Annotated in this window: 22 protein-coding genes, 1 pseudogene and 1 riboswitch; of the genes and pseudogenes, 12 read left to right on the top strand and 11 right to left on the bottom strand. The window is 66.2% G+C overall.

All coding sequences use genetic code 11. The features are described from left to right. The first annotated feature begins 256 nt into the window (after window positions 1-256). Window positions 257-1120: an alpha/beta fold hydrolase gene (locus ACQR1H_RS32870; protein WP_315802892.1), complete on the top strand. Its 864-nt coding sequence runs from the start codon at window positions 257-259 to the stop codon at window positions 1118-1120. 113 nt (window positions 1121-1233) lie between these two features. Here the strand turns inward: ACQR1H_RS32870 and ACQR1H_RS32865 are convergent, their stop codons facing one another. Beyond that, window positions 1234-2139, bottom strand: a complete 906-nt coding sequence (locus ACQR1H_RS32865; protein WP_315802891.1) for a LysR family transcriptional regulator — start codon at window positions 2137-2139, stop codon at window positions 1234-1236. A gap of 126 nt (window positions 2140-2265) precedes the next feature. Between ACQR1H_RS32865 and ACQR1H_RS32860 the strand changes: the two genes are divergently transcribed. Then, window positions 2266-3153 carry an alpha/beta fold hydrolase gene (locus tag ACQR1H_RS32860; RefSeq protein WP_315802890.1) on the top strand — a complete coding sequence of 296 codons (888 nt, stop codon included), beginning with the start codon at window positions 2266-2268 and terminating at the stop codon, window positions 3151-3153. A 277-nt stretch (window positions 3154-3430) separates the two neighbouring features. On the opposite strand, the gene ACQR1H_RS32855 is transcribed toward ACQR1H_RS32860, so the two are convergent. Next, on the bottom strand, window positions 3431-3850 hold the full coding sequence (locus ACQR1H_RS32855; RefSeq protein WP_315802889.1) for a secondary thiamine-phosphate synthase enzyme YjbQ: 420 nt from the start codon (window positions 3848-3850) through the stop codon (window positions 3431-3433). 373 nt (window positions 3851-4223) lie between these two features. Here ACQR1H_RS32855 and ACQR1H_RS32850 point away from each other — a divergent pair, with 373 nt between their 5' ends. The 4 genes from ACQR1H_RS32850 (at window position 4224) to ACQR1H_RS32835 (ending at window position 8719) form a co-directional block, all read left to right on the top strand. Continuing rightward, complete coding sequence (locus tag ACQR1H_RS32850) at window positions 4224-4955, top strand: AfsR/SARP family transcriptional regulator (RefSeq protein ID WP_316216126.1); 732 nt, start codon at window positions 4224-4226, stop codon at window positions 4953-4955. A gap of 190 nt (window positions 4956-5145) precedes the next feature. Next, window positions 5146-6285: a hypothetical protein gene (locus ACQR1H_RS32845; protein WP_434908788.1), complete on the top strand. Its 1140-nt coding sequence runs from the start codon at window positions 5146-5148 to the stop codon at window positions 6283-6285. 109 nt (window positions 6286-6394) lie between these two features. Then, entirely contained in the window at window positions 6395-6625 is a 231-nt protein-coding gene (locus ACQR1H_RS32840) for a hypothetical protein (protein WP_315802886.1), read from the top strand. A 51-nt stretch (window positions 6626-6676) separates the two neighbouring features. Further along, window positions 6677-8719: a S8 family serine peptidase gene (locus tag ACQR1H_RS32835; protein ID WP_315802885.1), complete on the top strand. Its 2043-nt coding sequence runs from the start codon at window positions 6677-6679 to the stop codon at window positions 8717-8719. A gap of 190 nt (window positions 8720-8909) precedes the next feature. On the opposite strand, the gene ACQR1H_RS32830 is transcribed toward ACQR1H_RS32835, so the two are convergent. The 4 genes and pseudogenes from ACQR1H_RS32830 to metX all read right to left on the bottom strand — a co-directional run bounded on the left by ACQR1H_RS32830 (window position 8910) and on the right by metX (window position 13281). Continuing rightward, the gene (locus ACQR1H_RS32830) at window positions 8910-10115 is read right to left on the bottom strand and encodes an ATP-grasp domain-containing protein (protein WP_315802884.1); all 1206 of its coding nucleotides are present in this window, start codon (window positions 10113-10115) and stop codon (window positions 8910-8912) included. A gap of 852 nt (window positions 10116-10967) precedes the next feature. Further along, window positions 10968-11302: pseudogene (locus ACQR1H_RS32825) on the bottom strand (GIY-YIG nuclease family protein). Between the two features lie 59 nt (window positions 11303-11361). Next, the gene (gene metW, locus ACQR1H_RS32820) at window positions 11362-12024 is read right to left on the bottom strand and encodes a methionine biosynthesis protein MetW (RefSeq protein ID WP_316183684.1); all 663 of its coding nucleotides are present in this window, start codon (window positions 12022-12024) and stop codon (window positions 11362-11364) included. A gap of 3 nt (window positions 12025-12027) precedes the next feature. Further along, on the bottom strand, window positions 12028-13281 hold the full coding sequence (gene metX / locus ACQR1H_RS32815; protein WP_434908787.1) for a homoserine O-acetyltransferase MetX: 1254 nt from the start codon (window positions 13279-13281) through the stop codon (window positions 12028-12030). An 82-nt stretch (window positions 13282-13363) separates the two neighbouring features. Further along, window positions 13364-13443, bottom strand: a riboswitch (SAM riboswitch). Window positions 13444-13638: 195 nt separating this feature from the next. Here metX and ACQR1H_RS32810 point away from each other — a divergent pair. From ACQR1H_RS32810 to ACQR1H_RS32800, 3 genes are read left to right on the top strand one after another with little or no spacing between them, the layout of a single operon-like run. Beyond that, on the top strand, window positions 13639-14472 hold the full coding sequence (locus tag ACQR1H_RS32810; RefSeq protein ID WP_315805721.1) for a chorismate mutase: 834 nt from the start codon (window positions 13639-13641) through the stop codon (window positions 14470-14472). A gap of 37 nt (window positions 14473-14509) precedes the next feature. Beyond that, the gene (hisC, locus tag ACQR1H_RS32805) at window positions 14510-15607 is read left to right on the top strand and encodes a histidinol-phosphate transaminase (RefSeq protein WP_315805720.1); all 1098 of its coding nucleotides are present in this window, start codon (window positions 14510-14512) and stop codon (window positions 15605-15607) included. Then, window positions 15604-16539 carry a prephenate/arogenate dehydrogenase family protein gene (locus ACQR1H_RS32800; protein WP_315805719.1) on the top strand — a complete coding sequence of 312 codons (936 nt, stop codon included), beginning with the start codon at window positions 15604-15606 and terminating at the stop codon, window positions 16537-16539. The genes hisC and ACQR1H_RS32800 overlap by 4 nt, the downstream gene beginning before the upstream one ends. 2 nt (window positions 16540-16541) lie before the next feature. Here ACQR1H_RS32800 and ACQR1H_RS32795 read toward each other — a convergent pair whose 3' ends face one another. Next, window positions 16542-17726, bottom strand: coding sequence for a DUF2125 domain-containing protein (locus ACQR1H_RS32795; RefSeq protein ID WP_434908786.1), 1185 nt, complete (start codon window positions 17724-17726; stop codon window positions 16542-16544). A gap of 99 nt (window positions 17727-17825) precedes the next feature. Between ACQR1H_RS32795 and ACQR1H_RS32790 the strand changes: the two genes are divergently transcribed. Further along, window positions 17826-18422, top strand: a complete 597-nt coding sequence (locus ACQR1H_RS32790) for a gamma-glutamylcyclotransferase (RefSeq protein ID WP_434908785.1) — start codon at window positions 17826-17828, stop codon at window positions 18420-18422. Window positions 18423-18425: 3 nt separating this feature from the next. Here ACQR1H_RS32790 and ACQR1H_RS32785 read toward each other — a convergent pair whose 3' ends face one another. From ACQR1H_RS32785 to ftsE, 4 genes are all read right to left on the bottom strand, one after another. Then, the gene (locus tag ACQR1H_RS32785; protein WP_315805716.1) at window positions 18426-19193 is read right to left on the bottom strand and encodes a lysophospholipid acyltransferase family protein; all 768 of its coding nucleotides are present in this window, start codon (window positions 19191-19193) and stop codon (window positions 18426-18428) included. Window positions 19194-19205: 12 nt separating this feature from the next. Next, window positions 19206-19919 (bottom strand): YdcF family protein, encoded by a 714-nt coding sequence (locus tag ACQR1H_RS32780; protein ID WP_434908784.1) that lies wholly within the window; start codon window positions 19917-19919, stop codon window positions 19206-19208. A gap of 255 nt (window positions 19920-20174) precedes the next feature. Continuing rightward, entirely contained in the window at window positions 20175-21143 is a 969-nt protein-coding gene (locus ACQR1H_RS32775) for a cell division protein FtsX (protein WP_315805714.1), read from the bottom strand. Beyond that, window positions 21136-21795 (bottom strand): cell division ATP-binding protein FtsE, encoded by a 660-nt coding sequence (gene ftsE / locus ACQR1H_RS32770; RefSeq protein ID WP_315805713.1) that lies wholly within the window; start codon window positions 21793-21795, stop codon window positions 21136-21138. Before ftsE ends, ACQR1H_RS32775 begins: the two co-directional genes overlap by 8 nt. 214 nt (window positions 21796-22009) lie before the next feature. Here ftsE and ACQR1H_RS32765 point away from each other — a divergent pair, with 214 nt between their 5' ends. Continuing rightward, complete coding sequence (locus tag ACQR1H_RS32765; RefSeq protein WP_434908791.1) at window positions 22010-22864, top strand: MJ0042-type zinc finger domain-containing protein; 855 nt, start codon at window positions 22010-22012, stop codon at window positions 22862-22864. 54 nt (window positions 22865-22918) lie between these two features. After that, on the top strand, window positions 22919-23299 hold the full coding sequence (locus ACQR1H_RS32760) for a response regulator (protein WP_315805711.1): 381 nt from the start codon (window positions 22919-22921) through the stop codon (window positions 23297-23299). Window positions 23300-23705: the final 406 nt, after the last annotated feature.

Raw genomic sequence — 23705 nt, 5'->3', positions numbered from 1 at the left:
CTCAATCCTTCTGTTACTTCCCCCAGTACCCTGACTTGGCACCCCCTGGTCCTCAGCGCGGCCCCTCTGCAAGCCGCCAGCGGAGGTCCGTAAAATGTTGCGCTGTGACGAAACCATGACCATCGACGGCAAAAGCCTGGCGACGAGAGGGTGATTCCGAGTCTATGTTACGGCGAAAACAAGGCCGTCGATCGGGACGTTGTCGCGTATCGCGCGACTCGTCATCATCAGGCACGCGACACGGGAGGAGCTGACGATGCCCCATGCAACGGCCAAAGATGGCGTTCGCCTCTATTTTGAAGAGGTCGGCGTGGGCACGCCGCTGATCTTCCTGCACGAGTTCGCCGCCGACCACACCAATTGGGAGCCGCAACTGCGCTACTTCGCGCGGCGCCACCGCTGCATCGCCTACTCCGCGCGCGGCTACACGCCCTCGGACGTGCCGGCCGCGCCCGACGCCTATAGCCACGTGCATTTCTACACCGACGCGATCGCCGTGCTCGACCACCTCGGCATCGACAGCGCCCATTTCGTCGGCCTGTCGATGGGCTCGTACTCCGCGCTGCAGGTGGCACTGAACGCACCGGATCGCATCCGCTCGATGGTGCTGGCCGGCGTCGGCTCGGGCTCCAGCCTCGAGCATCTCGAGGCCTTCCGCGCCCAGTGCCGCGCCACCGCCGAGCAGTTCGAGACGCTCGGCTCGGCCGAGACCGCCAAGGTCACCCGCGAGGCCCCCGGCCGCATTCCCTTCCTCATCAAGGACCCGCGCGGCCATGCCGACTTCTACGCCGCGCTCGCCCGCCACGACGCGCGTGGCTCGGCCAACACCATGCGCGGCTTCCAGGGCAGCAGGCCATCGATCTACACCATGACGGACGCCATCCGCCGCGTTACAACCCCGGCCCTGATCATCTGCGGCGACGAGGACGACGCCTGCATCGCGCCGAGTTTGTTTCTCAAGCAGCATCTGCCGGCGTCCGGGCTAACGTTCTTCCCGAAGTCCGGACATGTGTTGAACCTGGAGGAGCCGGCGCTGTTCAACGCATCCGTCGAGCGCTTTATCGCCCTGGTCGAGGCCGGCCGCTGGGGACCGCGCGATCCAAGGTCGATGGCAGGATAAGGAGGCATGCTGCTGCTCCGACTACATCTGTCATTGCCCGCGCACTGGATCGCACGGTCAAGCCGGGCGATGACAGCGTGTTTTGCAGCAGCCACTGTGCGTCCAGACGTCCCTCAGATCGCCGCCTCCTCCAGCCGCTGCCGCAGCAGCGGCACGGCGAAGTCGACGAAGGCGCGCAGCTTCAGCGGCAGCCGGGTCTGGCCGTCATAGACGAGATGCACCGGGCGCGGCGCCGGTTCGAAGGCTTCGAGCACGAGCTGAAGTCGGCCGCTGCGGACATGATCGACGACTTGATAGGACAACGCCCGCACCAAGCCCGCTCCCGACAGGCCGGCTTCGATCGCCGCATCGATCGTGTTGACGCCAAGGCGCGCGCGGAAGCTGGCGGGGATCTCGGCGCCGTCGACTTCGAACGGCCAGGTGCCGGGCACCGACACGCTCTGGAACGAGATCACGCCGTGCCGTGCCAGATCCTCCGGCCGCGCCGGGCAGCCATTGGCGGCGAGATAATCCGGGCTGGCGCAGATGACGTGGCGGACGCTGCCGAGCCGGGTGGCGATCAAACTCGAATCCGGCAACTGGCCGATGCGCAGGGCGACGTCGACCTGGTCGTCGAGAAAGTGCGCGACACGATCGGTCATCACGAGATCGACCGCCACGTCCGGAAAGGCGCCAAGGAAGCGCGTCACCACAGGCAGCGCATGCAGCCGGCCGAACATGATCGGCGCCGTCACCACGAGATCGCCCTTGGGCTCGGAATATTCGCCGCTGGCGACACGCTCGGCCTCGGCGACCTGTTCCAGGATCGCGCGCGCCGCTGCGACATAGGACCGACCCGCCGGCGTCAGCTCCAGGCCCTTCGCCGAGCGGATCAGAAGCGAAGCCTTCAGATGCGCTTCGAGCTCGGCCACCTTGCGGCTGACCGTCGCGAGCGGCAGCCCGAGCGTCCGGCTGGCCTTCGACAGACTCCCGGCCTCGGCTGCGGCCAACAGCACCGCCATGGCGTCCAGACGATCCAACGTATCTTTCCAAAAAATGGGAGGCCTCTTCTCGAATCTAGCGACTCGCGCCCGATTTTGGAAGGCATAGAACCAGGGTGACGGGCGGCCAACGAGTCCCGACCGCCCGAGACCAGGAGCTTCCCCATGACCACCCAGACCCGCTTCCGAACCGCGACCGTCCACGGCCGCAACGTCTTCTACCGCGAGGCCGGCGACCCGACGGCGCCGACGATCCTGCTGCTGCATGGCCTGCCGACCAGCAGCCAGATGTTCCGCGACCTGATCCCCGCGCTCGCCGATCGCTTCCATCTGGTAGCGCCCGACTACATCGGATTCGGCCATTCCGACGCGCCGTCGCGTGCAGAGTTCGACTACACCTTCGACAACCTCGCCCGGCATGTCGCGGGTCTCGTCGACGTGCTCGGGCTCGAGTCCTACATTCTCTACATGCAGGACTATGGCGGGCCGGTCGGCTTCCGCCTGTTCACGCAGCGGCCGGAGCGCGTGAGAGGCTTCATCCTCCAGAATACCAATGCCTATATGGAGGGGGTCGGCGAGGCGCCGAAGAAGGTGCTGCTGCCGTTGTGGGAGACGCGCACGCCGGAGACCGAGGCGCCTGCTCGCGAGCTGCTGAGCCTCGACGGCACCAAGTTCCAATGGCTGGTCGGCGCCAAGGATCCTGAAGCCGTCAATCCCGACAACTGGACTCTCGACCAGGCGCTGCTCGACCGTCCGGGCACGCAGGACTACCAGCTCGATCTGCTGGAGAACTACAAGACCAACGTCGCGCGCTATCCGGAGTGGCAGGCGGCCTTCCGCGCCCACAGCCCGAAGACGCTGATCGTCTGGGGCCAGCACGATCCGTTCTTCATCCCGCCCGGCGCCCGCGCCTATCTCAACGACCTCGCCGACGTAAAGCTGGTGTGGCTCGACGCGGGACACTTCGTGCTCGACGAGAACACGCCGAAGGTCGCAGCCGAGATCAAGGCGGTGTTCGCGGGCGAGAGAGCGCGCGCATCATCTGCGGCCTAATCCAACAGGGATCGTCACACCACGGAGTGCTGGCAAGCGCGACAGCCGAGGCTCGAGTCGCGCTCTCGCCACGCCGGTCGCTGTGTCCTCCGAGAGGCCGCGGCGTACTGGATGCCCGCTTGCGCGGGCATGACAGCCGAGGCTCCCCACCCTCCTCCGTCATCGCGAGCGCCAGCGAAGCGATCCAGGGGCCATACGGAACGGCGTCACGCGTGGCCCCTGGATTGCTTCGTCGCTTGCGCTCCTCGCAATGACGCCCGAAAGCTCCGGCGTCCTCCTACTCGCCGATGATCTTGATCAGCACGCGTTTGCGCCGCCCGCCGTCGAACTCGCCGTAGAAGATCTGCTCCCACGGGCCAAAGTCGAGCTTGGCTTGCGTGATCGCGACCACGACCTCGCGGCCCATGATCTGGCGCTTCATGTGGGCGTCGGCATTGTCCTCGCCGGTGCGGTTGTGGCGATAGCCCGCCACCGGCTCGTGCGGGGCGAGTTCCTCCAGCCATTGCTCATAGTCGTGATGCAGCCCGCTCTCGTCGTCATTGATGAAGACCGACGCCGTGATGTGCATGGCGTTGACGAGCACGAGGCCCTCGCGCACGCCGCTCTCCTTCAGCGCCGCCTCGACCTCACGCGTGATGTTGATGAAGGCCCGCCGGCCCGGCGTCTGGAACCAAAGTTCCTTGCGGAACGATCTCATCGGAACAATTCCAATCTCGTTTGCCATGGCTGCTGATACAGCATGATCGTGTCGGTCCTCGAGTGTGCCGCAGCTCACAGCGCACAGTTCCGACTTCGCCCACACTGGACACGATGGGGTGCATACTGCAAGTCACGAGGCACAGTCTCGCTCCGTCATACAATCCAAGATTGAACCGAACGTTGCGCGGACAGACTTAACTGCATTGCCGATCTCATTTCGACGATGAAAACGACAGCGTGGCGGCTCGCCTTTGGGCGACGACCGTGCAGACCTGATCCGGCTGCAGCCGCTCAATCTCATCGCACGAGAAGCTCGACTTCTGCAGGCCCGGCGCCGATCGCAGCGAGTCGCCATTCAGAGGAGAGAGACAATGAGTTTGCTGCGTATCAATCTGTTTGGCGGTCTTGAAATCAGACGGGTCTCGGGCGAGCAGGTCGTCATTCCAAGCCGCAAGGCGGCAACGCTCCTGGGCTATCTCGCCCTCACCTCTCCGCACGGCATTTCACGCAGCAAGCTTGCCGCGCTCCTGTGGGAAGGCCGCTTCGGCGACAATGCGCGCGCAAACCTGCGCCAGGCGCTGTTGACGCTGCGCCGGGTGCTGCCGCAATGCGCCGACGTCATCTCGGCGGAGCGCGACGACATCCGCATCCATCCGAACGCCGTCACCACCGACGTGCAGGAGTTCGAGCTGCTGCTGCAACTCGGCGATCTGGAGACCATGGCCCGCGCCGCCGCGCTGTTCCGCGGCGAGTTGCTCGACGGCATCAGCTCGACGTCTTGCGCGTTCGAGGCGTGGCTCTCCGCCGAGCGTCAACGCTTGAAGACGCGAGCGATCCGGGCGATCGCGGGTCTACTCGACGTCGGCGGCCGGGAACATGTGGAGATCGCCACGACGTTCTCATTGCGTGTGCTGGCCGCCGATCCGCTGCAGGAGGACGTCCACCGCACCTTGATGCGCTGCTACGCGCAGCAGGGCCGCCGTGCCGACGCCCTGCGTCAATATGACTTCTGCCGCACCATCCTGCGCAAGCAGGTCGGCGCCACGCCGGAGAGCGAAACCGAATCCCTGCAGCGTGAGATCAGGCGCATGCTCCGCGTCTGACGATCGGCGCGACCTTGCTCCATGCGTTCCACACACGATCGATTTTGACGGCACTTTCACGCCCTGCTTGACACTTGCATCACGGCCACACGCGCAACATCGCCCTCGATCGACGTCGCGCAGCAACTACTCCTGATGAGGTCAAGCGGCGCGCCGCTCGAAGATCAGACAACGAGCGAGGAGACTCAACATGAGTGGCATGCAGCAGTCGACTGAAGACTATGGTCAATTGAATCCCGAAGGGATCTTCGGCTCCGTTCTCGGCAGGTTCGCCGGACAAGCGATCGGACGCCTGATCGGCGGTAAGACCGGCCGCGACTTTGGCGGCGCCATCGGCGGAATCGCCGGCGGGTTCGCGCCGTTCTCGGTCGGCCCCGGCACCGAGCAGCCGTCGGACATGGAATTGCAGGGCTTCTGGAGCGTGCTCAAGAAGGTCGGACAGGGCGTCCAGACCGGACTCAACGTCGGCCACAACCTCGGCATCTTCAGCGCCGGTCCGCAGGCGGCCCCCGCCGCCACACAGCCGACCGACATGGAGCTGCAGGGCTTCTGGAGCGTGCTCAAGAAGATCGGTCAGGGCGTCCAGACCGGCCTCGATGTCGGCCACAACCTCGGCATCTTCAGCGTCGGTCCGCAGGCCGCACCCGCCGCGGCGCAGCCGACCGACATGGAGCTGCAGGGCTTCTGGAGCGTGCTCAAGAAGATCGGACAGGGCGTCCAGACCGGCCTCAATGTCGGCCACAACCTCGGCATCTTCAGCGCCGGTCCGCAGGCCGCACCCGCCGCGGCGCAGCCGACCGACATGGAGCTGCAGGGCTTCTGGAGCGTGCTCAAGAAGATCGGACAGGGCGTTCAGACCGGCCTCGATGTCGGCCACAACCTCGGCATCTTCAGCGCCGGTCCGCAGGCCGCAACCGCCGCGGCGCAGCCGACCGACATGGAGCTGCAGAGCTTCTGGAGCGTGCTGAAGAAGATCGGACAGGGCGTCCAGACCGGCCTCGACGTCGGCCACAACCTCGGCATCTTCAGCGCCGGCCAGCCGAGCCAGCCGGCGGCGGCCGCACAGCCGACCGACATGGAGCTGCAGAGCTTCTGGAGCGTGCTGAAGAAGATCGGACAGGGCGTCCAGACCGGCCTCGATGTCGGCCACAACCTCGGCATCTTCAGCACCGGGCCGCAGGCCGCCGCGGCCGCGCAGCCGACCGACATGGAGCTGCAGGGCTTCTGGAGCGTGCTCAAGAAGATCGGACAGGGCGCGCAGACCGGCCTCAACATCGGGCACACGCTCGGCATCTTCAGCGCCGGCCAGCCCGCGGGCACGATGCACTAGTCGATCTGAAACCGTGACCCGCGACGTTCACGACGCAGGTCCAAGCAAGTGAGGCGGTGGGCGCACGATCAGTCCGCCCACCGCCGAGCTGACATGGAGGGAGCGACGCATGGCGGATCCGAACTCGGAGCAGGAATTCATCGTGCAGGGCGAGCCGGTCAAGTCCGGCCAGCTTGCTGATCATCTGAGCCGCGAGCCCGGCGTGAAGCGCATCGGTCAGGTCGCCCCCGACGTCGTCATCCTGTCGATGACGAAGAGCCAGGCCGATCGCCTCCGATCGACTTTCAGCACGATCGTGGTCGAGCCGAACGCTCCACTGAAACCCTTTGGCGCCGGCTGACTCCAGCCGCGCCCCCGACGATGTCACGAGCGAGGATGAAGGAGCCCGCAGATGGCCGCACGAAGCAAACCTGAAATCTCGGATCAGAAAGACGCGGCCGGCACGGCCGTCAACGGCACCGGAGCACAACCCGGAGCGGAGCAGCCGTCAGCCGAAACCGCACCGCAGGCCGCAGCAGCAGCACGGGTGACCGCCGCGGCAGCCCCTGTCGCGCAAGGGGCCGGTCGCAGCGACGGCGGCAAGGCGGCGCCAGCGACGGGGCAACCCGGCGCAACGATCTCGCAGCGGCGGGCGCAGTACATCCTGGCCCCGCGCCAGCAGACGGGGCTTGCGACCTTCAGCGCCGACTTCATCGTCCAGCAACTGACAAACACTCCCGACATCGACGTGGTGAAGACGATCCAGCCGCCGCGGCTGCTTGGATTCCAGAGCGCCGACCCGGGACAGGCGCCGCTCGGCCCCATGGTGCTGGCCCGCATGACGCCCGACAAGGCCGAATTGCTCAAGGCCCAGGCGGGAGCGCGGCTCGCGGTCGAGCGCGATGCGCCGCTCACCTACATGCTCGATCCGACCGTTCCGCAGACTCCGGCGCCGCACCAGCTTCCCAATCCCGGCGTTCTCATTCCCCTGGCCGACGGCTTCTCGACGACGATCGAAGTCATCGGCGAGAGCGGACCGTTGCCCGAGACGGAAGTCTATGTGTTCGGCAGCGTGTGGCCGGTGCAGGGCGTCACCGACGCCAGCGGCCGCGTCACGCTCAAGATTCAGGGCGAGACGCCCGACACCATCCGCTCGATCCTGATCAAGCCACGGGTCGATTACTGGACCTTCTGGCTCGATCGTCCGCAACTGACGCCCGACAGCGTGAATCGCATTGCCGCGAAGACGCTGGGCGCCTATCTGCGCGGCTTTCCCGGCCAGCAATTGCTGGGATGGGGCCAGCGCGCGATGGGCCTCGATCGCGTTCCCCTCGCCTACAATGGCGCGGGCGTGAAGATCGCCGTGATCGATTCCGGCGCAGCACCAACCCATCGCAATCTGCACGGCGTCACGATCGGCAAGAGCATCGTCGGCAATGATCCCGCGAGCTGGACCATCGATACCATCGGTCACGGCTCGCATTGCGCCGGGATCATCGCCGGCGGGCCGGTCGGCAGCGGCGGCGGCATTCGCGGCTTCGCTCCGGCGGCCGAAATCCATGTCTGCCGGATCTTCCCGGGCGGCCGGTTCAGCGATCTCGTCTCGGCGCTCGACTACTGCATGGAGAATGGCATCGACGTCGCCAACATGAGCCTGGGCGGCGGCGAGCCGTCGCAGATCATCGAGGAGCGGATCCTGCGGGCCAAGCAGATGGGCCTCGCCTGTATCGTCGCCGCGGGAAATTCGTCGGGGCCGGTCCAGTTTCCCGGCTCGACGCCGCATTGCCTGTCGGTCGCCGCGATGGGCAAATGGGGCGAGTTTCCCGAGGACAGCTTCCACGCCCAGCAGGCGCTGGACGGCTTCCGCAGCAGCGACGGATATTTTCCGGCGAAGTTCAGCTGCTTCGGGCCGGAGATCGACGTCTGCGCGCCGGGCGTCGGCATCGTGTCCTCGCTGCCGGCCGATGGCTTCGGGGCGTGGGACGGCACCTCGATGGCGACGCCGCACGTCACCGGCCTTGCCGCGCTGGTGCTGGCGCATCATCCCGACTTCAAGGGTCCCTTCGCGACACGCGACGCGCGGCGTGTGGAGCGGCTGTTCCAGATCCTGAAGGAGACGTCGACGCCGCTGCAGTTCGGCGACCCCAATCGTGCCGGAGCCGGACTGCCGAATGCGATGCGCGCCCTCGGCCTGGAGGCGAGCGTTGCCTCCGCGCCCGCGGCCGATCCATCGCTCGACGTCCTTCGTCGTCTGCTGGGACTGGCGCGCGGCGAAGCGCCGAACGCCGCGACGTCTCCGACGCTGGCGCCGCAGGCGCCCAATGGCAAGCCCAACGGATCCGGCTCGGTTGCCAGGGGCCCGGCAACGACGACCGGCGAGTGGTCGAGCCCGGCCGCCGGTGATCCCAGTCCGGCGCAGATCCGCGACATGATGCACAAGGTCGGCTTGCTGTAGATTGCCGACGAGGCAGCAGCGACCAAGCCGCATCAGACGTTGTACGACGGGCAGTTTGCGCATGAGCTTCATGCACGAACTGCCCGTCACGTTAGTTGTCATTAGATATGCGACCACCGTGTGAATGAGTTAAGTCCAGAGGGATTGAAGACGCGCAATCCTCGCCGGATCACCGCGGCGGTCTGCGCTATCAAGCCGCCGCAGCCAGAATCTCTGCCCACGCCTCCGGCGTGACTGCGTAGGGACCAACGGCGCCGCTATGGAATTTGCGCCATAGCGACGGGCGGATCAGCGACGCGCCGAGCGCAGCGATGACGGGAACGAGCGCAAGCGGATCGCCCGCGACTGGCGTCAGTTCCTCGGTTGATCCGGCGTAGTCGCCGCGTGCCGCAATCGCATCGATCGCTTCGCGCAACACCGCGATCCGCGCCCCCGTCTGCTCGGCGGCGCCAAGGATCGCCAGCAGCGTCTGGCGGGTCCGCACGCCGGCGGCCCCGGCCGGACATTCCCCAGTCGCAGCACCAATGGCCGCATCGATCATCGCCGCAACGAGATCCACACCCGCCGCGAAGGCGTTGGCAGGTTCGACCAGCCGGGGATTGACATCAATGATGACCGGTCCGCCATCGGCGATGATCACATCCATCGACAGCCCACCGCGCCAATCCAGCAACGCGACCAGCCGCGACAGCATGACGGCCAGACCGGGCAGCACGATGCTCTGCTTCAGCGACGCTCCGCCACCGACGCCCTCGCGCACGCGAAGGCAGGCATGATGCGCGACCAGCCGGCCGCGGTTGGCAACGGCCTGCACCATTGCGAGCGGCCCTGCCACCTCGGACTGGACAATCAACGCCGAGCCGTCACCAAGTCCAAGCTCGCGCGCGGCTGCATTGAGCTCGGCGGCGTTTCGCGCCCTGCGGACGCCCGAGCTTGCCGTGCTGACGGGGCGCTTCAGAAAAACGGGATAGGCTGCGACGTCACGGAGATCCTCGATCCGCGAGACCATCGTCGTGGGCGGCTGTGGCACTCCGGCGGCCTCGAGCGTATGAAAGGCCGATATCTTGTCCTGAACCCGCGCGAGACTTTTGAACGGCGGCACGATCGTCGCGACCCGGAGCTGCGGCAATCTTGCCGAGAGCACCGTCACCTGTTCCTGCGTCGGAAACAGCAGATCGACCTTTCGCTCGGCTGCAATGCGTTCTGCCGCGGCGAGCCATCCGAACGGATCGCGTCCGAACCGCGGCACGGCGTGAACAGCCCGCACATGCCGGGTGAAGCGCGACAGGCAGATCCGCGTCGAGGACAGGATCTCGACCTCATGTCCGAGCGCGCCGAGGCGCCCGGCGACCTGACGCGACGTGAGACCTGATCCTTCCGACAGCAGGACGCGCATCCCAGATCGCCTCACGTTCCTGAAGAGAAGAAGTGTCGGAGATCGCGAAAGGTGGCATCGAACCGCGGCCAAATCAATGTTTGTGCTTGGCTCGCGGTCTCGGCGAGCCTTGAGCCGCGTCCATCAGCGATGATTAAACGCGGCGCATCGGTTCGGAGAGTCCGGGATCGACCTGCCAACGCCGCGTGATGTTGGTGACAGGGAGAATGCGCGTGATGTCCGCACGACGGGCAGATCGCGCATGACGCTCATGCACGAATTGCCCGTCGTGTTAGTTCGTCGCACGAAAGTCCTTGCGCCGTCGGGCAACTCAGGCGCAGATTTCCGCGCGTCCCGCCTCACAGCAAGAGCGGCGTATCGCGGTCGTCACGAACGCTGAGTGTGGGATGCGATGGGCGTGTCGGATTGCGCGTGGGATTGCCCGCGCGGACGAACAATTCCGATGCGCACGGTCAAGTCGCGCGGTCCTGGCATCCCGACGCTGATGTCAAGTTCGTTGTGGTGCTCTGCATCACGCGGACGACGGTGGCCAGAAAGCCGGCGCACCGGGGAGAACGCGAAGCAGCCGTTCAACCATCGCGCAGGGAAGGCCGGGTGTTCCGGCTCGTACCTGTGGTTCCTGCCGCCTGCATTTTTCCGCAGGCGGGCCATGGGTGCGGCCAGCATCCGGCCTTCCCTGCGCCTCTGCGTTATCCGGAGGCGACGCGTGACGCAAAGCTCGGGCGCGGATGCGCCGCGAGGATAAGGCAGCATGTCTCAGACTAACCGCTCTTTGAAAAGTGGAAACCGCCAACCCTAAGCTCGTCATGGCCGGGCTTGTCCCGGCCATCCACGTCGCTCCGCAAATACGATTTACATTGTGATCGTATCGAAGAGATCGTCCCAATCTGGATTAGTTGCAATGATCAGCCCGACCTTCCAGGCACGTGACCAATGCTTGATGTTGTGCTGCGCTGGATCGCGCTCTGAATGTCGTCGAAGACTTCGAAGTAAACGAGCCGCTTCAAACCATATCGCTTAGTGAAGCCGTCGACGAGGCCAGATCGGTGCTGATACACCCGGCGCACGAGATCACTGGTCACACCGACGTACAGCGTGCCATTCGGACGATTGGTCATGAAATACACGTAGCCGCTCGCCATGTCGTCATACTGCAAGACGTGGATGGCCGGGACAAGCCCGGCCATGACGTGGGGAGAGAGCGAGGACCAAACTTCGGCAGCACCCCGGGGCTGCGCTCGGTTCCCTACCGCCGCTCACCCCTGCTCAGCAGAAACACCCCCTGCTCGCCGAACATGTTCCAGAACCACCAGGGCATGGCGACGCGCAGGGGACGGCCGTAACTATCGAGGGCGACGGCGCGCTCCATCTTGACGCCGATCTCGTCGCAGAGCTGCACGAAGTCCTTGATGGTGCAGAAATGAATGTTCGGCGTGTCGTACCAGGTGAAGGGCAGATTGTCGGTGCGCGGCATGTGGCCACCGACCAGCAACTGCAGCCGCAGCCGCCAGAAGCCGAAATTCGGAAAGGTGACGATGGCGCGGCGGCCGATGCGCAGCAGGTTCTCCAGCACGACCTTGGGCTGCCGCGTCGCCTGCAGGGTCTGCGAGAGAATCACGTAGTCGAACGCGTCGTCCGGATAATCGACGAGATCCGTATCGGCGTCGCCCTGCACCACCGCGAGCCCCTTGGCGACGCAATGGTTGACGCCCTCGCGGGACAGCTCGATGCCGCGGCCGTCGATGCCGCGGCTTTCCAGCAGTTGCAGCAGATCGCCATCGCCGCAGCCGATGTCGAGCACCTTGGAGCCGCGCTCGACCATGCCGGCGACCAGCAGATGATCAGGCCGATAGGCCAGCACCTCGCCGCCAGTGAAGCCGTTCAGCGGCAGCACACCCTGCATGCTCATGGCTCAGTCTCCCTTCGCATGGGCAAGCCCGCGCGCCTTGCCGGCGGAATCGAGAAACGCGCTGGCGATCTCGAAGAACTCGGGGACATCGAGCAGGAACGCGTCGTGGCCCCGGTCGGTCTCGATCTCGGCGAACGACACCCGCGCGCTGGAGGCGTTGAGCGCATGCACCAGCGCGCGCGACTCCGCAGTCGGAAACAGCCAGTCGCTGGTGAACGACACCACGCAAAAACGGGTCTTGATGCCGCGAAACGCCGCCGCCAGCACGCCGTCATGGTCGCCGGCGATGTCGAAATAATCCATCGCCCGCGTCAGATAGAGATAGGAGTTGGCGTCAAAGCGCTCGACGAAGGACGATCCCTGGTAGCGCAGGTAGCTCTCGACCTGGAAATCGGCGTCGAAGGAGAACGTCGGCAGCTCGCGGTCCTGCATGCGGCGGCCGAACTTGCGATGCAAGGCGGCGTCGGAGAGGTAGGTGATGTGCGCAGCCATGCGCGCCACAGCCAGGCCGCGATGCGGATGCGTGCCCTTGTCGGCGTAACGGCCGTGATCCCAGTCGGGATCGGCCATCACCGCCTGGCGGCCGAGCTCGTGGAAGGCGATGTTCTGCGCCGAGTGGCGCGTCGCGCAGGCGATCGCGAGATTGGCGAACACGCGCTGCGGATAGGCCACCGTCCATTGCAGCGCCTGCATGCCGCCCATCGAGCCGCCGACCACGGCGAACAGCGTGTCGATGCCGAGATGGTCGATCAGCATCGCCTGCGCGCGGACCATGTCGGGGATGGTGATGATCGGGAAATCGAGCCCCCACACCTTGCCGGTGGCGGGGTTCAGCGAGGCCGGCCCGGTCGAGCCCATGCAGCCGCCGATCACGTTGGAGCAGATGATGAAATAGCGGCCGGGATCGAGCGGGCGGCCGGGGCCGACCAGCGTCTCCCACCAGCCGGGCTTGCCGGTGACGGGATGGCGGTTGGCGACGTGCTGGTCGCCGGTCAGCGCGTGGCAGACCAGCACCGCGTTCGACCGGTCGGCATTGAGCTCGCCGTAGGTCTGGTAGGCGATCTGGAACGGCGACAGGTCGACGCCGCACTCGAGCCTGAGCGGCTTGTCGGCGCCGAACTGCGCCACCGGCGAGCTCGGATGATCGACCTCGTGCGAGCGCTCGTCGGGCGCGACCGTGCGCAACGCGGATGTAGGCGTCGCAGATTTGGACGTCGCAGATTTGGACTTCGGCGTCAGACCTGTCATGTCTCTCACCCCAGCCATCCGGCCAGGGCTCCCGAACCACGTGACACATCAGGCCATGAAAAACCCGGCCTGAACTGGGGTTCGGCCGGGATCGATAACGTCCCCGGCCTGTTTAGCGAGTTTTTTAACGTGGCTGCAAGCCGGCCGGCTCAAATGACCACGGAACGGGCAGAAACTAGTCCCGCGGGCGCTATTCGTCAAGGCAAGCTGGGGTTGACCGTTGGTCGGGCGCTCCGCCGCAGGTCAGCCAAGCCTGGATGGCGCAAGGTAAACTTGCTGTTGCGCAGGTCCGCGGCATCGGAGAGAACGGCATCCGTTCCTTTGGCCGCAGGTTTTCCCGTGGCCTCGCGAAGAGTGACACGGACCATGTCGAACCCGCCGCCCGCCCCGCCCTCGCTCGCCGATCTGCGCAAGGAGATCGATGCCATCGATGAGCAGGTCCATCAGTTGCTGATGAACAGGGCCGACATCATCGACCGGCTGATCAAGGTCAAGAAGACCCAGGAGGTCGGCTCGGCGTTCAGGCCCGCGCGCGAGGCCGACATGATGCGCCGCCTGGTGCAGCGCCATCGCGGCATCCTGCCGCTCGACACCGTCGAGGGGATCTGGCGCGTGATCGTCTCGACCTTCACCTATGTGCAGGCGCCGTTCTCGGTTCACGCCGACGTGTCGGTCGGCGAATCCGCGATGCGCGATTCCGCCCGGTTCCATTTCGGATTCGTGGTGCCCTACGTGCCGCATTTCAGCGCGCAAGCCGCGGTCGAGGCTGTGGCGCGCTCGAAGGGCGATCTCGCGCTGGTGTCGACGACCTCCGGCCATACGCCGTGGTGGATCACGCTCGAGCCCGTGGGCGCGCCAAAGATCATCGCGCGGATGCCGTTCATCGAGCGCGCCGACCATCCCGCCGCGCTGCCGGTGTTCGCGGTGTCGCGCGTCGCCGACGATGCGCTGGTGCTCGAGGTCGAGACCTGGAGCATCCGCGTCTCCGGCTGGAATGCGCAGGTGTCGCGGGCGCTGTCGCCGCTCGCCGACGTCATCGCGGTGCCCGATACCGCCTTCGACGGCGCCGCACTGCTGGTATCGATCGAGTCGCCGTCGAACCTCGACAAGATCAGGGCTGCCCTGATCGCGGCGGGCGCCTCGGTACGCTCCGCCGCCCTCGTCGGCGGCCATGCGAAACGCTATACGGTTCCGAGCTGAGACGCCCCGCGCCAGTGATGATTTTCCGGAGTTGACGATGAACCGCCCCGTGCCGAACCCCGGCATCCTCGATATCGCGCCCTATACACCGGGCAAGAGTCCCCAGCCGGAGCCGGGCCGCAAGGTTTTCAAACTGTCGGCCAATGAGACCCCGTTCGGCCCCTCGCCGAGGGCGATCGAGGCATTCAAGAGTGCGGCCACTCACCTGGAAGATTATCCGGAAGGGACTTCACGGGTGCTGCGCCAGGCAATCGGCCGCACCTACGGCCTCGATCCCGACCGCATCGTCTGCGGCGCCGGCTCCGACGAGATCCTCAATCTGCTGGCACACACCTTTCTCGGCCAAGGCGACGAGGCGATCTCCACCGCGCACGGCTTCCTGGTCTATCCGATCGCGACCATGGCCTGCGGCGCCAGGAACGTGGTTGCCGCGGAGACGGAGTATCGCACCGACGTCGACGCCATCCTTGCCGCGGTGACGCCGCGCACCAAGCTGGTCTGGCTCGCCAACCCGAACAACCCGACCGGCACCTACATCCCGTTCGACGAGGTCAAGCGGCTGCGCGCCGGCCTGCCGTCGCAGGTCGTGCTGGTGCTCGACGCCGCCTATGCCGATTACGTCTCGCGCAACGACTATGAGTTCGGGCTCGAGCTGGTCGCCACGACCGAGAACACCGTGGTCACCCATACGTTCTCGAAGATCCACGGGCTCGCGGCGCTCCGCGTTGGCTGGATGTTCGGCCCGGCGCATATCGTCGATGCGATCAACCGCATCCGCGGGCCGTTCAACGTTTCCTCGCCGGCGATGCTCGCGGCGGTCGCCGCGATCGAGGACACCGCGCATCAGCAGATGTCGAAGACGCACACGGAAACGTGGCGCAACTGGCTGACCGAGGAGATCGGCAAGCTTGGGCTGAAGGTGACGCCGAGTGTCACCAATTTCATCCTGATCCACTTCCCGACCGACAAGGGCAAGACCGCGGTCGAGGCCGACGAATTCCTGACCCGGCGCGGCCTCGTGCTGCGCGCGCTCGCCAACTACAAGCTGCCGAACGCGTTGCGCATGACGATCGGCACCGAGGAGGCCAATCGTCTAGTCGTGGAGGCTCTCAGCGAATTCATGAGGGCGACATGAGCGTCGCGGGGCGATTCGAACGCGTCGCGCTGATCGGCTTCGGCCTGATCGGCGGCTCGATCGCGCGCGCGGCGCGGCTGCAGGGCGTGGCCGGCGAGATCGTCACCACGGCGCGCTCGGAGAAGACGCGCGCGCGTGTCGCCGAGCTCGGCGTCGTCGACCGCGTCGTCGCGAGCAATGAAGAGGCGGTCAAAGACGCCGATCTCGTCATCCTCTGCATTCCCGTCGGCGCCTGCGGTCCGGTTGCGGCCGAGATCGCGCCGCATCTGAAGCCGGGCGCCGTCGTCTCCGACGTTGGCTCGGTGAAAGGCGCGATCGTGCGCGACATGGCGCCGCATCTTCCGGCGAACGTCCACTTCGTGCCGGCCCATCCCGTGGCCGGCACCGAGAATTCCGGCCCCGATTCCGGCTTCGCCGAGCTGTTCATCAACCGCTGGTGCATCCTGACGCCGCCCGACGGCGTCGATGCCGGCGCGATCGATCGTCTGCGTGCGTTCTGGACGGCGCTCGGCGCCAAGGTCGAGATCATGACGCCGGACCATCACGACCGCGTGCTCGCGATCACCAGCCACCTGCCGCATCTGATCGCCTACACCATCGTCGGCACCGCCGACGAGCTGGCGCAGGTGACCGAGTCCGAAGTGATCAAATTCTCCGCCGGCGGCTTCCGCGACTTCACCCGCATCGCCGCCTCCGATCCGACGATGTGGCGCGACATCTTCCTGAGCAACAAGGATGCCGTGCTCGACATGCTTGGCACCTTCACCGAGGACCTGTCGAAGCTGACGCGGGCGATCCGGCGCGGCGACGGCGAGGCGCTGTTCGATCACTTCACCCGCACGCGCGCGATCCGCCGCGGCATCGTCGATATCGGCCAGGATTCGGCGGCGCCGGATTTCGGCCGGCCGCTGCCGCAGTTGAAGAAGAACTGAGGTCAGAACAGCGGAGGGACGCGGGCGACCTTGAACGGACCGAGCACGACGACGCCATCGGAGAACCGCAGCGGGAAGGTCCGCGCCTTGCGGCCTTCGAGGGTGGCCTCCTTGCCGAGCGCATTGATGCCAAGTGCGACGCCGACATTGGCGTTCTGCTTGACGACCTTTCCGAGGCCGGGAATGGCGCGGTCGAGCGCTCCGAGCAGGTTGTTGACGTCCTGCGACTTCACACCGGGCGCCACGCGGTCAAGCGTTCCCTGCGGCACGCCGTTCTCGAGCATCTTGTCGAGGCCGAGCGCCGGGATGACCTTTTCGATCCCGGCGACCGTCATCTGCACCTCACCATCGATGTTGCCGTTGACGGTCAGGCTGAGCGTGCCCGAGGCAACGGCGAGCAACTCGCCCTGCTGGATGCGCGACTGGACGATCTCGACATGACCGCCGGCCGACTGGATCTCGCGAAACCGCTCCGGCCAGGGTTTGGGCCGGAAGTCCTTGAGCCCGGTGACGCGGGCCTGGATGTCCGAATTGAACGGCTCGGCCAGCAGAGGATGACCGCCCTGAATGCTGCCGTTTTCGATCTGGAGCGCAGTCTCCAGCACCGGATGATCGGACGGCGTGCCGTCGGCGAGACGGCCGTGCAATTCGGCATGATCGGCGCGCGCGGCAGGCACGGCGGTGTTGCCCTCGATGCGGTCGATGGTCGGTTGCTCGAACACGAGATCGGCACGCTGCGGCGGTCCCGGGAGGCCGCGGACGCTGGCCTCGCCGACGCGCCAGTTCACGGAGAACGAGGTCGGTCCGCGTCCGTCGGCAATCATCGCTGGCCCCTTGAACTCCGCGATGATCCGCTTCGGATCCCACACTTGCGCGACGACGAGGATCTCGTCGAGCTTCGCATTCATCAAGGGCGTGCCGGCGGCCTGCGAGAACAGCGCCACGCTCGGATCCGTGCAGCGGACCTCGAGCCGGAACGGGAAGCCGGCGACCGAGCGCTTCGCGCAATCATAGACGCGGCCGGACTTCGCCTCGCGGGCACGCCAGGCGTCGGCCTGGACATCCACTTGCGAAGCGGCGAAGAACCAGAATGCGCTCCACGCAACAGCGGCGATCAGGAGCAGGATGGGAGCGATGAAAAGCCCCAAGCGAGAGCGCCTGCGCGGCGGTTGCGGCAAACGAGACATGCAGGACACCCTTTGGGCAGCAATTTTGGCAATTCGGCGATCACGGATTGTGTATCTAAATTAACAATTCGCGAGCACCACACTTAGGCCTCCGCATTGATGTCCGCAATGACCCTCTCCGAACGCGACCTTCCCCACGGCGACCTCTGGGTCTTCGGCTACGGCTCGCTGATGTGGCGGCCCGGATTCGCCTTTCTCGAGCAGGTGCCGGCGCGGCTGATCGGCGAGCATCGCGCGCTGTGTGTCTATTCGTTCGTCCATCGCGGAACGCCGGAAAAACCGGGCCTCGTGCTCGGGCTCGATCGCGGCGGCGCGTGTCGCGGCATTGCGTTTCGGGTGGCAGCAGACAAGCGCGACGAGACCATCGCCTATTTGCGGGCGCGTGAGCAGGTGACGTCGGTCTATCGCGAAGTGACGCGCTCCGTGTGGCTGGAGAACGACGCGCGCGAGCGGGTGAGCGCATTGGTCTATGTGGTCGATCGCGGCCATGTGCAATATGCAGGCCGGCTGTCGCCGCAGGAGCAGTTGCGCCATGTGCGCCAGGGTCACGGCCAGTCCGGCGCCAATCGCGACTACGTGATCTCGACCGTGAAGGCGATCGAGGCGCAGGGCTTTCGCGACACGCAGTTGCATCGGCTGGCGACGATGCTGCACGATGACGGCCACTCGCTGCATCCTGCGCCAGGCAAGACATAGCCCTCAAGCCTTCACCGGCGCCCGCACCCCGCCAAACAACTGCGCCTGTTCCGCTTGCCCCGCGGCGACGAGCCGGCCGGTCGCCTCTTCGATGACACCCTGAATCCGCGCCATGAACTCATCGCGCGGCAGGCCAGGCGGCAGCGGATCGAGAAACTCCACGACGAGCGTGCCCGGATAGCGCAGAAATGTGCGGCGTGGCCAAAACAAACCCGAATTCAGGGCCACCGGCAGGCAGGGTACGCCGCAATCCGTGTAGATCAAACCGACGCCGCCCTTGTAGTCCGGCGGTGCGCCCGCCGGGCGCCGGGTGCCTTCCGGGAAGATCACGAACTGACGGCCATGCTTCACCTCCTCCGCCGCCCGCCGCATCACCTGCTTCAACGCGCGGGCGCCGGAGCTGCGGTCGATCGCGATCATGTCCGCCTTGACGAGATACTGTCCGAACAAGGGAATGCGCAGCAGCTCGCGCTTGAGAACGAAGAATGGCGCATCGAAGAAATGCAGCAGCGAGATCGTCTCCCACATCGACTGATGCTTGGCGGCGACGATCAGCGGCCCCTTCGGGATCTTCTCGACGCCGCGATATTCGACGCGGATGTTGCAGACGACGCGCATCAACACGATGTTGCTCTGCGCCCACCAGTTGGCGACGCGCAGCAGCGCCTTGCGGGGCATCGCCAGGGTCGGCAACGCGATCAGCGCCCAGAGCACGAAGTTCGGGTAGAACAGGATGTTGAACAGCAGCGAACGAAGGAAGATCGAGACCATCAGAAACCCAGTTCAATTGGCTTGCGCCGTCGTCGGTCGGCGCGACACCGAGCCGGTTGGCGGATCGACCTCGGGCACGAGATCGAGGCCGAGATCGGCCAGCCGCAGCCGCATCTCGGCGGCGACATATTTGGCGTATTCGGACAGCAGAAGTCGCACCGTCGGCGCGCTGGTCCACCACGGCTCGTCGCGCCATTTCTCGCCGACGACGGCATAGGGAATGAGATCCATGCCCGGCATCGCATGCGACAGTTCAACGATGGCCCGCGGCATGTGATAGTTCGACGTCACCACGATCAGCGACTTGAAGCCGCGCTCGCTGGCCCATCGCCGCGTCTGCGCGGCGTTGCTGCGGGTGTTGATCGCGGAATAATCCAGATCGACGCAGCAGTTGATGAACGATCGCGCCTCGGGCAGCGACCGGGTGATGTCGCTGGCCTCGTTGGTCGGGTGCACGCCGGAGATCAGCAGCCGCCGGCCATAGCCTCCCGCCAGGAGTTCCACCGCGTCCGATACGCGTGACGAGCCGCCGGTCAGGACCACGATTCCGTCCGCCTTGCGCTCGGGCTGGATCTCGGCGCCCCGCAATTGCGAGAGGAAGCCGACGAAACCGACCGCCGCGACGAAGAAGCCGACCCCGAGCGTCGCCACGGCACCCGCGACCGTCCGCCACACCGCCACGGTGAGCGGCAGCTTTCGCCTGCTATGGTCGGTCTCCGGCTCCATGCAACGCCTGGCTTGTCCTTGCCTGCCTGCGCGCGGCGCCATGCCGTCGCGCGATCCCGTCGTTCAAGTCCGGGAACGCAGGCAGGTTTCGCCGGCCTCCCGATCACGTTCGCTCGCCGCCAATCCTGGCGCGCGATCTCCGCCGTGTTCGTGACCCAGCTCACCCCGTCCTGCCTCATCCCGGCGCAGACGATTTTAGGCGGTTTTCGGGCCAAGTGAAATCCGCAACGAGACGGCTGGGGATAGAAGCCGCCATCAGTCGATGCTCGCCAGCGTCGTGAACAGGGTCCGGCGTGCGGCCCAGCCGGTCACCGCGGCGATCACCACGGCCTGCAGCGCGATCGCGACATAGCCGAGCGGGCGCAGCGAGAACGTCCCCAGCAACGCCGCGAACTGATCGCCGACGGGGGTGCCGGAGAACCAGTTGGCGATCGACTCCGAGAACCCGAATCCGAGCATCGCAAGGCCGCCGCCGATCACGCCCCCCTCCAGTCCGAGCTGCAGGAAGTGCCGCAGGAAGTGATTGGCGATGTAGCGGTCACCGGCGCCGACGAAGTGCAGCACCTCGACGATCGGCCGGTTCGCGGCCATCGCGCCGCGGGTCGCGAACGACACCGAGATGATGGTGGCCGCGATCACCAGCACGAGGATGCCGAAGCCTGCAAACAGGGTCGCGCCGGTCATCGAGCGCATCCGCTCGATCCAGGCGCGATGGTCGTCCACGCTGGCGGTCGGCGCAACCTGGGTCACGCGGGTGCGCAGGGCGTTGAGATCGAAGCTGGTGCCGGGCTGGACGCGCGCAATGATCACGCGCGGCACCGGAAGCTCGTCGAACGACAGGCCGCTGCCGAGCCACGGCTCCAGCAGCTTGCTGGATTCCTCCTTGGTGAAGGGCCGGACCTCGACGATGCCCGACTGCCCCCGCATCGCGTCCGTCACCAGGGCAATGTCACGCTCGATGTCGCGGCCGGTCTTGGGACGGACCTGGACCGTGATCTCGCTCGCCACCTCCGACTGCCACTCGGCCGCGGACTCGCTGACCAGCAGCACGCCGCCGGTCGTGATCGAGGCCAGGAAGGTCATGATCGCGACCACGGCGACCAGCGCGCGGCCCGCGATCGAGGCGCGCGGCACGATCGGCGACACGATGCGGGCCTGCGCCGGCAGTTGCGGGCGGTCGTCGCCGAGATCGACCAGAAGGCCGCGATCGTCTACGCTACTCATAGATGTGCAATCGTCCCTGATGCAGCACCAGCCGGCGGGCCTCGTATTGGTCCATCAGCGTGATGTCATGGGTTGCGATGATCACCGCCGTGCCCGAGCGGTTCAGCTCGATGAATAGCCGCAGAAGGCGGCGACCCAGTGTCGGATCGACGTTGCCGGTCGGCTCGTCCGCGAGCAGCAGCTGCGGCCGCGAGATCACGGCGCGCGCGATCGCCGCGCGCTGCTTCTCGCCGCCCGACAGGATCGGCGGCAGCGCATCCATGCGCTCGCCGAGGCCGACCCATTTCAGGAGGTCGATGACCTCCTTGCGGTAGCTCGACTCGTCGCGGCCCATGACCCGAAACGGCAGCGCCACGTTCTCGTAGGTCGTCATGTGGTCGAGCAGCCGGAAATCCTGCAGCACGATGCCGATGCGCTTGCGCAGATCGGCGATCTCCTCCTTGCTGAGCAGCGAGATGTCGTAGCCGAACAGATTGACCAGGCCGCGGGTCGGCCGCAGCGACAGGAACAGCAGCTTCAGCAGCGAGGTCTTGCCGGCGCCCGACGGGCCGGTGAGAAACTGGAAGGAATGGGCCGGAACCTGGAAACTGAGGTCGCGGAGGATCTCCGGCCCCAGTCCATAGCGCAGCCCAACATTTTCGAACCGAACCAAAGCGTCAGCTCCGTTCGACCGCGTGCGCGGCAGACCCGCACGCTCCAAGCTCAGCGGTACGATGGCCCGATTGAGCGCCCGTTATGGTTTCCGGTTCGTTAACGGTCGCCGTGTACCATTGGCGCGATTGAGTTCCGAAGTTCGTCGACATGGCGGTCCTTGTAGCACGAACTGTCGGAAACAAAGCGGCAATGGCCGTTGGAGAACCGGCGCGATGTTCATCGTTTGCCCTCATTGTACGACATCTTATGCCATCGACTTGGCAACCCTGGGTATGGCCGGCCGCAGCGTACGCTGTTCCCGTTGCAAGGAGGTCTGGCTGGCGCGACCGGAGGATGCGGTCGAGGCGCCCGCCCCCATGCCTGCCATGGCGGAGGCCGGCGCGGCCGCCGCGCCGCGTGACGCCGCCGACGAGTGGGAAGCCCTCGCCCGCCAGGAAGACGACGACGAACGGACACCCGATGTGGAAAGTCCGCCGCTGGCCGCCGGCTGGCCCGAGGACGCGCTCGCCGAGCCCGAGGACGACACCGAAGAGGCCGAGCAGCCGGTGCAGAGCGGGGCTTCGCGCCTCGCCGGTCTCCGCAAGCTCATCAGGCGCCCGAAATTGCCGGATGTCCCAGGCAATAGGCTGTTGAACCTGCCGGTGCTGACGGCCGCCATGGCGGCGCTCACGATTGCGCTGGTGGTGTGGCGCGCCGACGTCGTCAGGCTGCTGCCGCAGACGGCGTCGTTCTACAAGCTGGTCGGGCTCGAGGTGAACCTGCGCGGCCTGAGCTTCAAGGACGTGAAGGTCGCGACCGAAACCGTCGACGGCAAGCCGGTGCTGGTGATCGAGGGGACGATCGTCAGCCTGACGAAGAAACCGGTCGACCTGCCGCGGCTGCGCTTCAGCGTCCGTGACGCGCAGGGCACCGAGATCTACGCCTGGAACACCCTGCTCGAGCAGACCGCGCTCAAGCCCGGTGAGCGCACGACGTTCAAGTCGCGGCTCGCCTCGCCCCCTCCCGAAGGCCGCAATATCGATATACGGTTCTTCAACCGGCGCGATCTCGCCGCCGGCAGTGCATGATGGTTCCGGTCTCGTGGGTCGCCCGCGGGGCCCACGACACGGAGACGAAACGACATGTCGCGCGTGCTGATCGCCGACGACGAAGATTCGATGCGGACCTTGGTCGCGCGCGCCATTGCCATGGATGGACATGAGATCGTGACGGCGCAGGACGGTGCCGAGGCACTCGACATCCTGACGCGCGAGGCCGGCGCCTTCGACCTGTTGCTGACCGACATCCAGATGCCCATCATGGACGGCATCGCGCTGGCACTGTCGGCGGCGCGCGATTTTCCCGACCTGACCATCCTGCTGATGACCGGCTTTGCCCATCAGCGCGAGCGGGCGTCGAATCTCAGCGCAATCGCTCACGACGTCATCACCAAGCCGTTCTCGGTCGCCGACATCCGCACCGCGGTGGCCGATGCGCTGGCGTCGAAGGCGGCGAAGGCGTAGGCGCCTGCGCGAAGCGTCGCCTGCCAGACGCCGGATGGCTCGCGCATTGGGATCTGCCCCTTAGCTGCGATCCGCGGTATTCCTGCATTCTCCGCTGCCGTCCCTGCGAACGCAGGGCCCCATAACCACCGGCGGCTGTTGAAGCACGACGCTGGTCCCCCATCGTGTGCAATGACATCGTCCTGTGGCTATGGGTCCCGGGTCGGCACCACGCCGTCGCTTCGCGCCGTCGTGGCTTGCCCGGGACGACAGTTACATTTTGGCGCACGCCTGCATTCCCGCGGCGTATCTCGCCCGAGCTCTGCCGGTCGTCGTCGCCCTCAACAGGTCGGAGGGCGCAGGGAATGCCGGGTGAAGGCCTCACCCATGGCCCGCCTGCGAAAAAAATGCAGGCGGCAGGTACCAC

This window comes from Bradyrhizobium sp. HKCCYLRH2015, assembly GCF_051168215.1.
Lineage (GTDB): Bacteria > Pseudomonadota > Alphaproteobacteria > Rhizobiales > Xanthobacteraceae > Bradyrhizobium.
The sequence above is the reverse complement of the archived record's forward strand: the minus strand, read 5'-3'. Positions and strand labels throughout refer to the sequence as shown.

Bases quoted from the DNA above. Each gene is read 5' to 3' on its own strand.
- ACQR1H_RS32870 (WP_315802892.1), top strand. From the start codon at position 257: ATGCCCCATGCAACGGCCAAAGATGGCGTTCGCCTCTATTTTGAAGAG.
- ACQR1H_RS32860 (WP_315802890.1), top strand. From the start codon at position 2,266: ATGACCACCCAGACCCGCTTCCGAACCGCGACCGTCCACGGCCGCAAC.
- ACQR1H_RS32855 (WP_315802889.1), bottom strand. From the start codon at position 3,850: ATGAGATCGTTCCGCAAGGAACTTTGGTTCCAGACGCCGGGCCGGCGG.
- ACQR1H_RS32850 (WP_316216126.1), top strand. From the start codon at position 4,224: ATGAGTTTGCTGCGTATCAATCTGTTTGGCGGTCTTGAAATCAGACGG.
- ACQR1H_RS32845 (WP_434908788.1), top strand. From the start codon at position 5,146: ATGAGTGGCATGCAGCAGTCGACTGAAGACTATGGTCAATTGAATCCC.
- ACQR1H_RS32840 (WP_315802886.1), top strand. From the start codon at position 6,395: ATGGCGGATCCGAACTCGGAGCAGGAATTCATCGTGCAGGGCGAGCCG.
- ACQR1H_RS32835 (WP_315802885.1), top strand. From the start codon at position 6,677: ATGGCCGCACGAAGCAAACCTGAAATCTCGGATCAGAAAGACGCGGCC.
- ACQR1H_RS32830 (WP_315802884.1), bottom strand. From the start codon at position 10,115: ATGCGCGTCCTGCTGTCGGAAGGATCAGGTCTCACGTCGCGTCAGGTC.
- metW (WP_316183684.1), bottom strand. From the start codon at position 12,024: ATGAGCATGCAGGGTGTGCTGCCGCTGAACGGCTTCACTGGCGGCGAG.
- ACQR1H_RS32810 (WP_315805721.1), top strand. From the start codon at position 13,639: ATGTCGAACCCGCCGCCCGCCCCGCCCTCGCTCGCCGATCTGCGCAAG.
- hisC (WP_315805720.1), top strand. From the start codon at position 14,510: ATGAACCGCCCCGTGCCGAACCCCGGCATCCTCGATATCGCGCCCTAT.
- ACQR1H_RS32800 (WP_315805719.1), top strand. From the start codon at position 15,604: ATGAGCGTCGCGGGGCGATTCGAACGCGTCGCGCTGATCGGCTTCGGC.
- ACQR1H_RS32795 (WP_434908786.1), bottom strand. From the start codon at position 17,726: ATGTCTCGTTTGCCGCAACCGCCGCGCAGGCGCTCTCGCTTGGGGCTT.
- ACQR1H_RS32790 (WP_434908785.1), top strand. From the start codon at position 17,826: ATGTCCGCAATGACCCTCTCCGAACGCGACCTTCCCCACGGCGACCTC.
- ACQR1H_RS32785 (WP_315805716.1), bottom strand. From the start codon at position 19,193: ATGGTCTCGATCTTCCTTCGTTCGCTGCTGTTCAACATCCTGTTCTAC.
- ACQR1H_RS32780 (WP_434908784.1), bottom strand. From the start codon at position 19,919: ATGGAGCCGGAGACCGACCATAGCAGGCGAAAGCTGCCGCTCACCGTG.
- ACQR1H_RS32775 (WP_315805714.1), bottom strand. From the start codon at position 21,143: ATGAGTAGCGTAGACGATCGCGGCCTTCTGGTCGATCTCGGCGACGAC.
- ACQR1H_RS32765 (WP_434908791.1), top strand. From the start codon at position 22,010: ATGTTCATCGTTTGCCCTCATTGTACGACATCTTATGCCATCGACTTG.
- ACQR1H_RS32760 (WP_315805711.1), top strand. From the start codon at position 22,919: ATGTCGCGCGTGCTGATCGCCGACGACGAAGATTCGATGCGGACCTTG.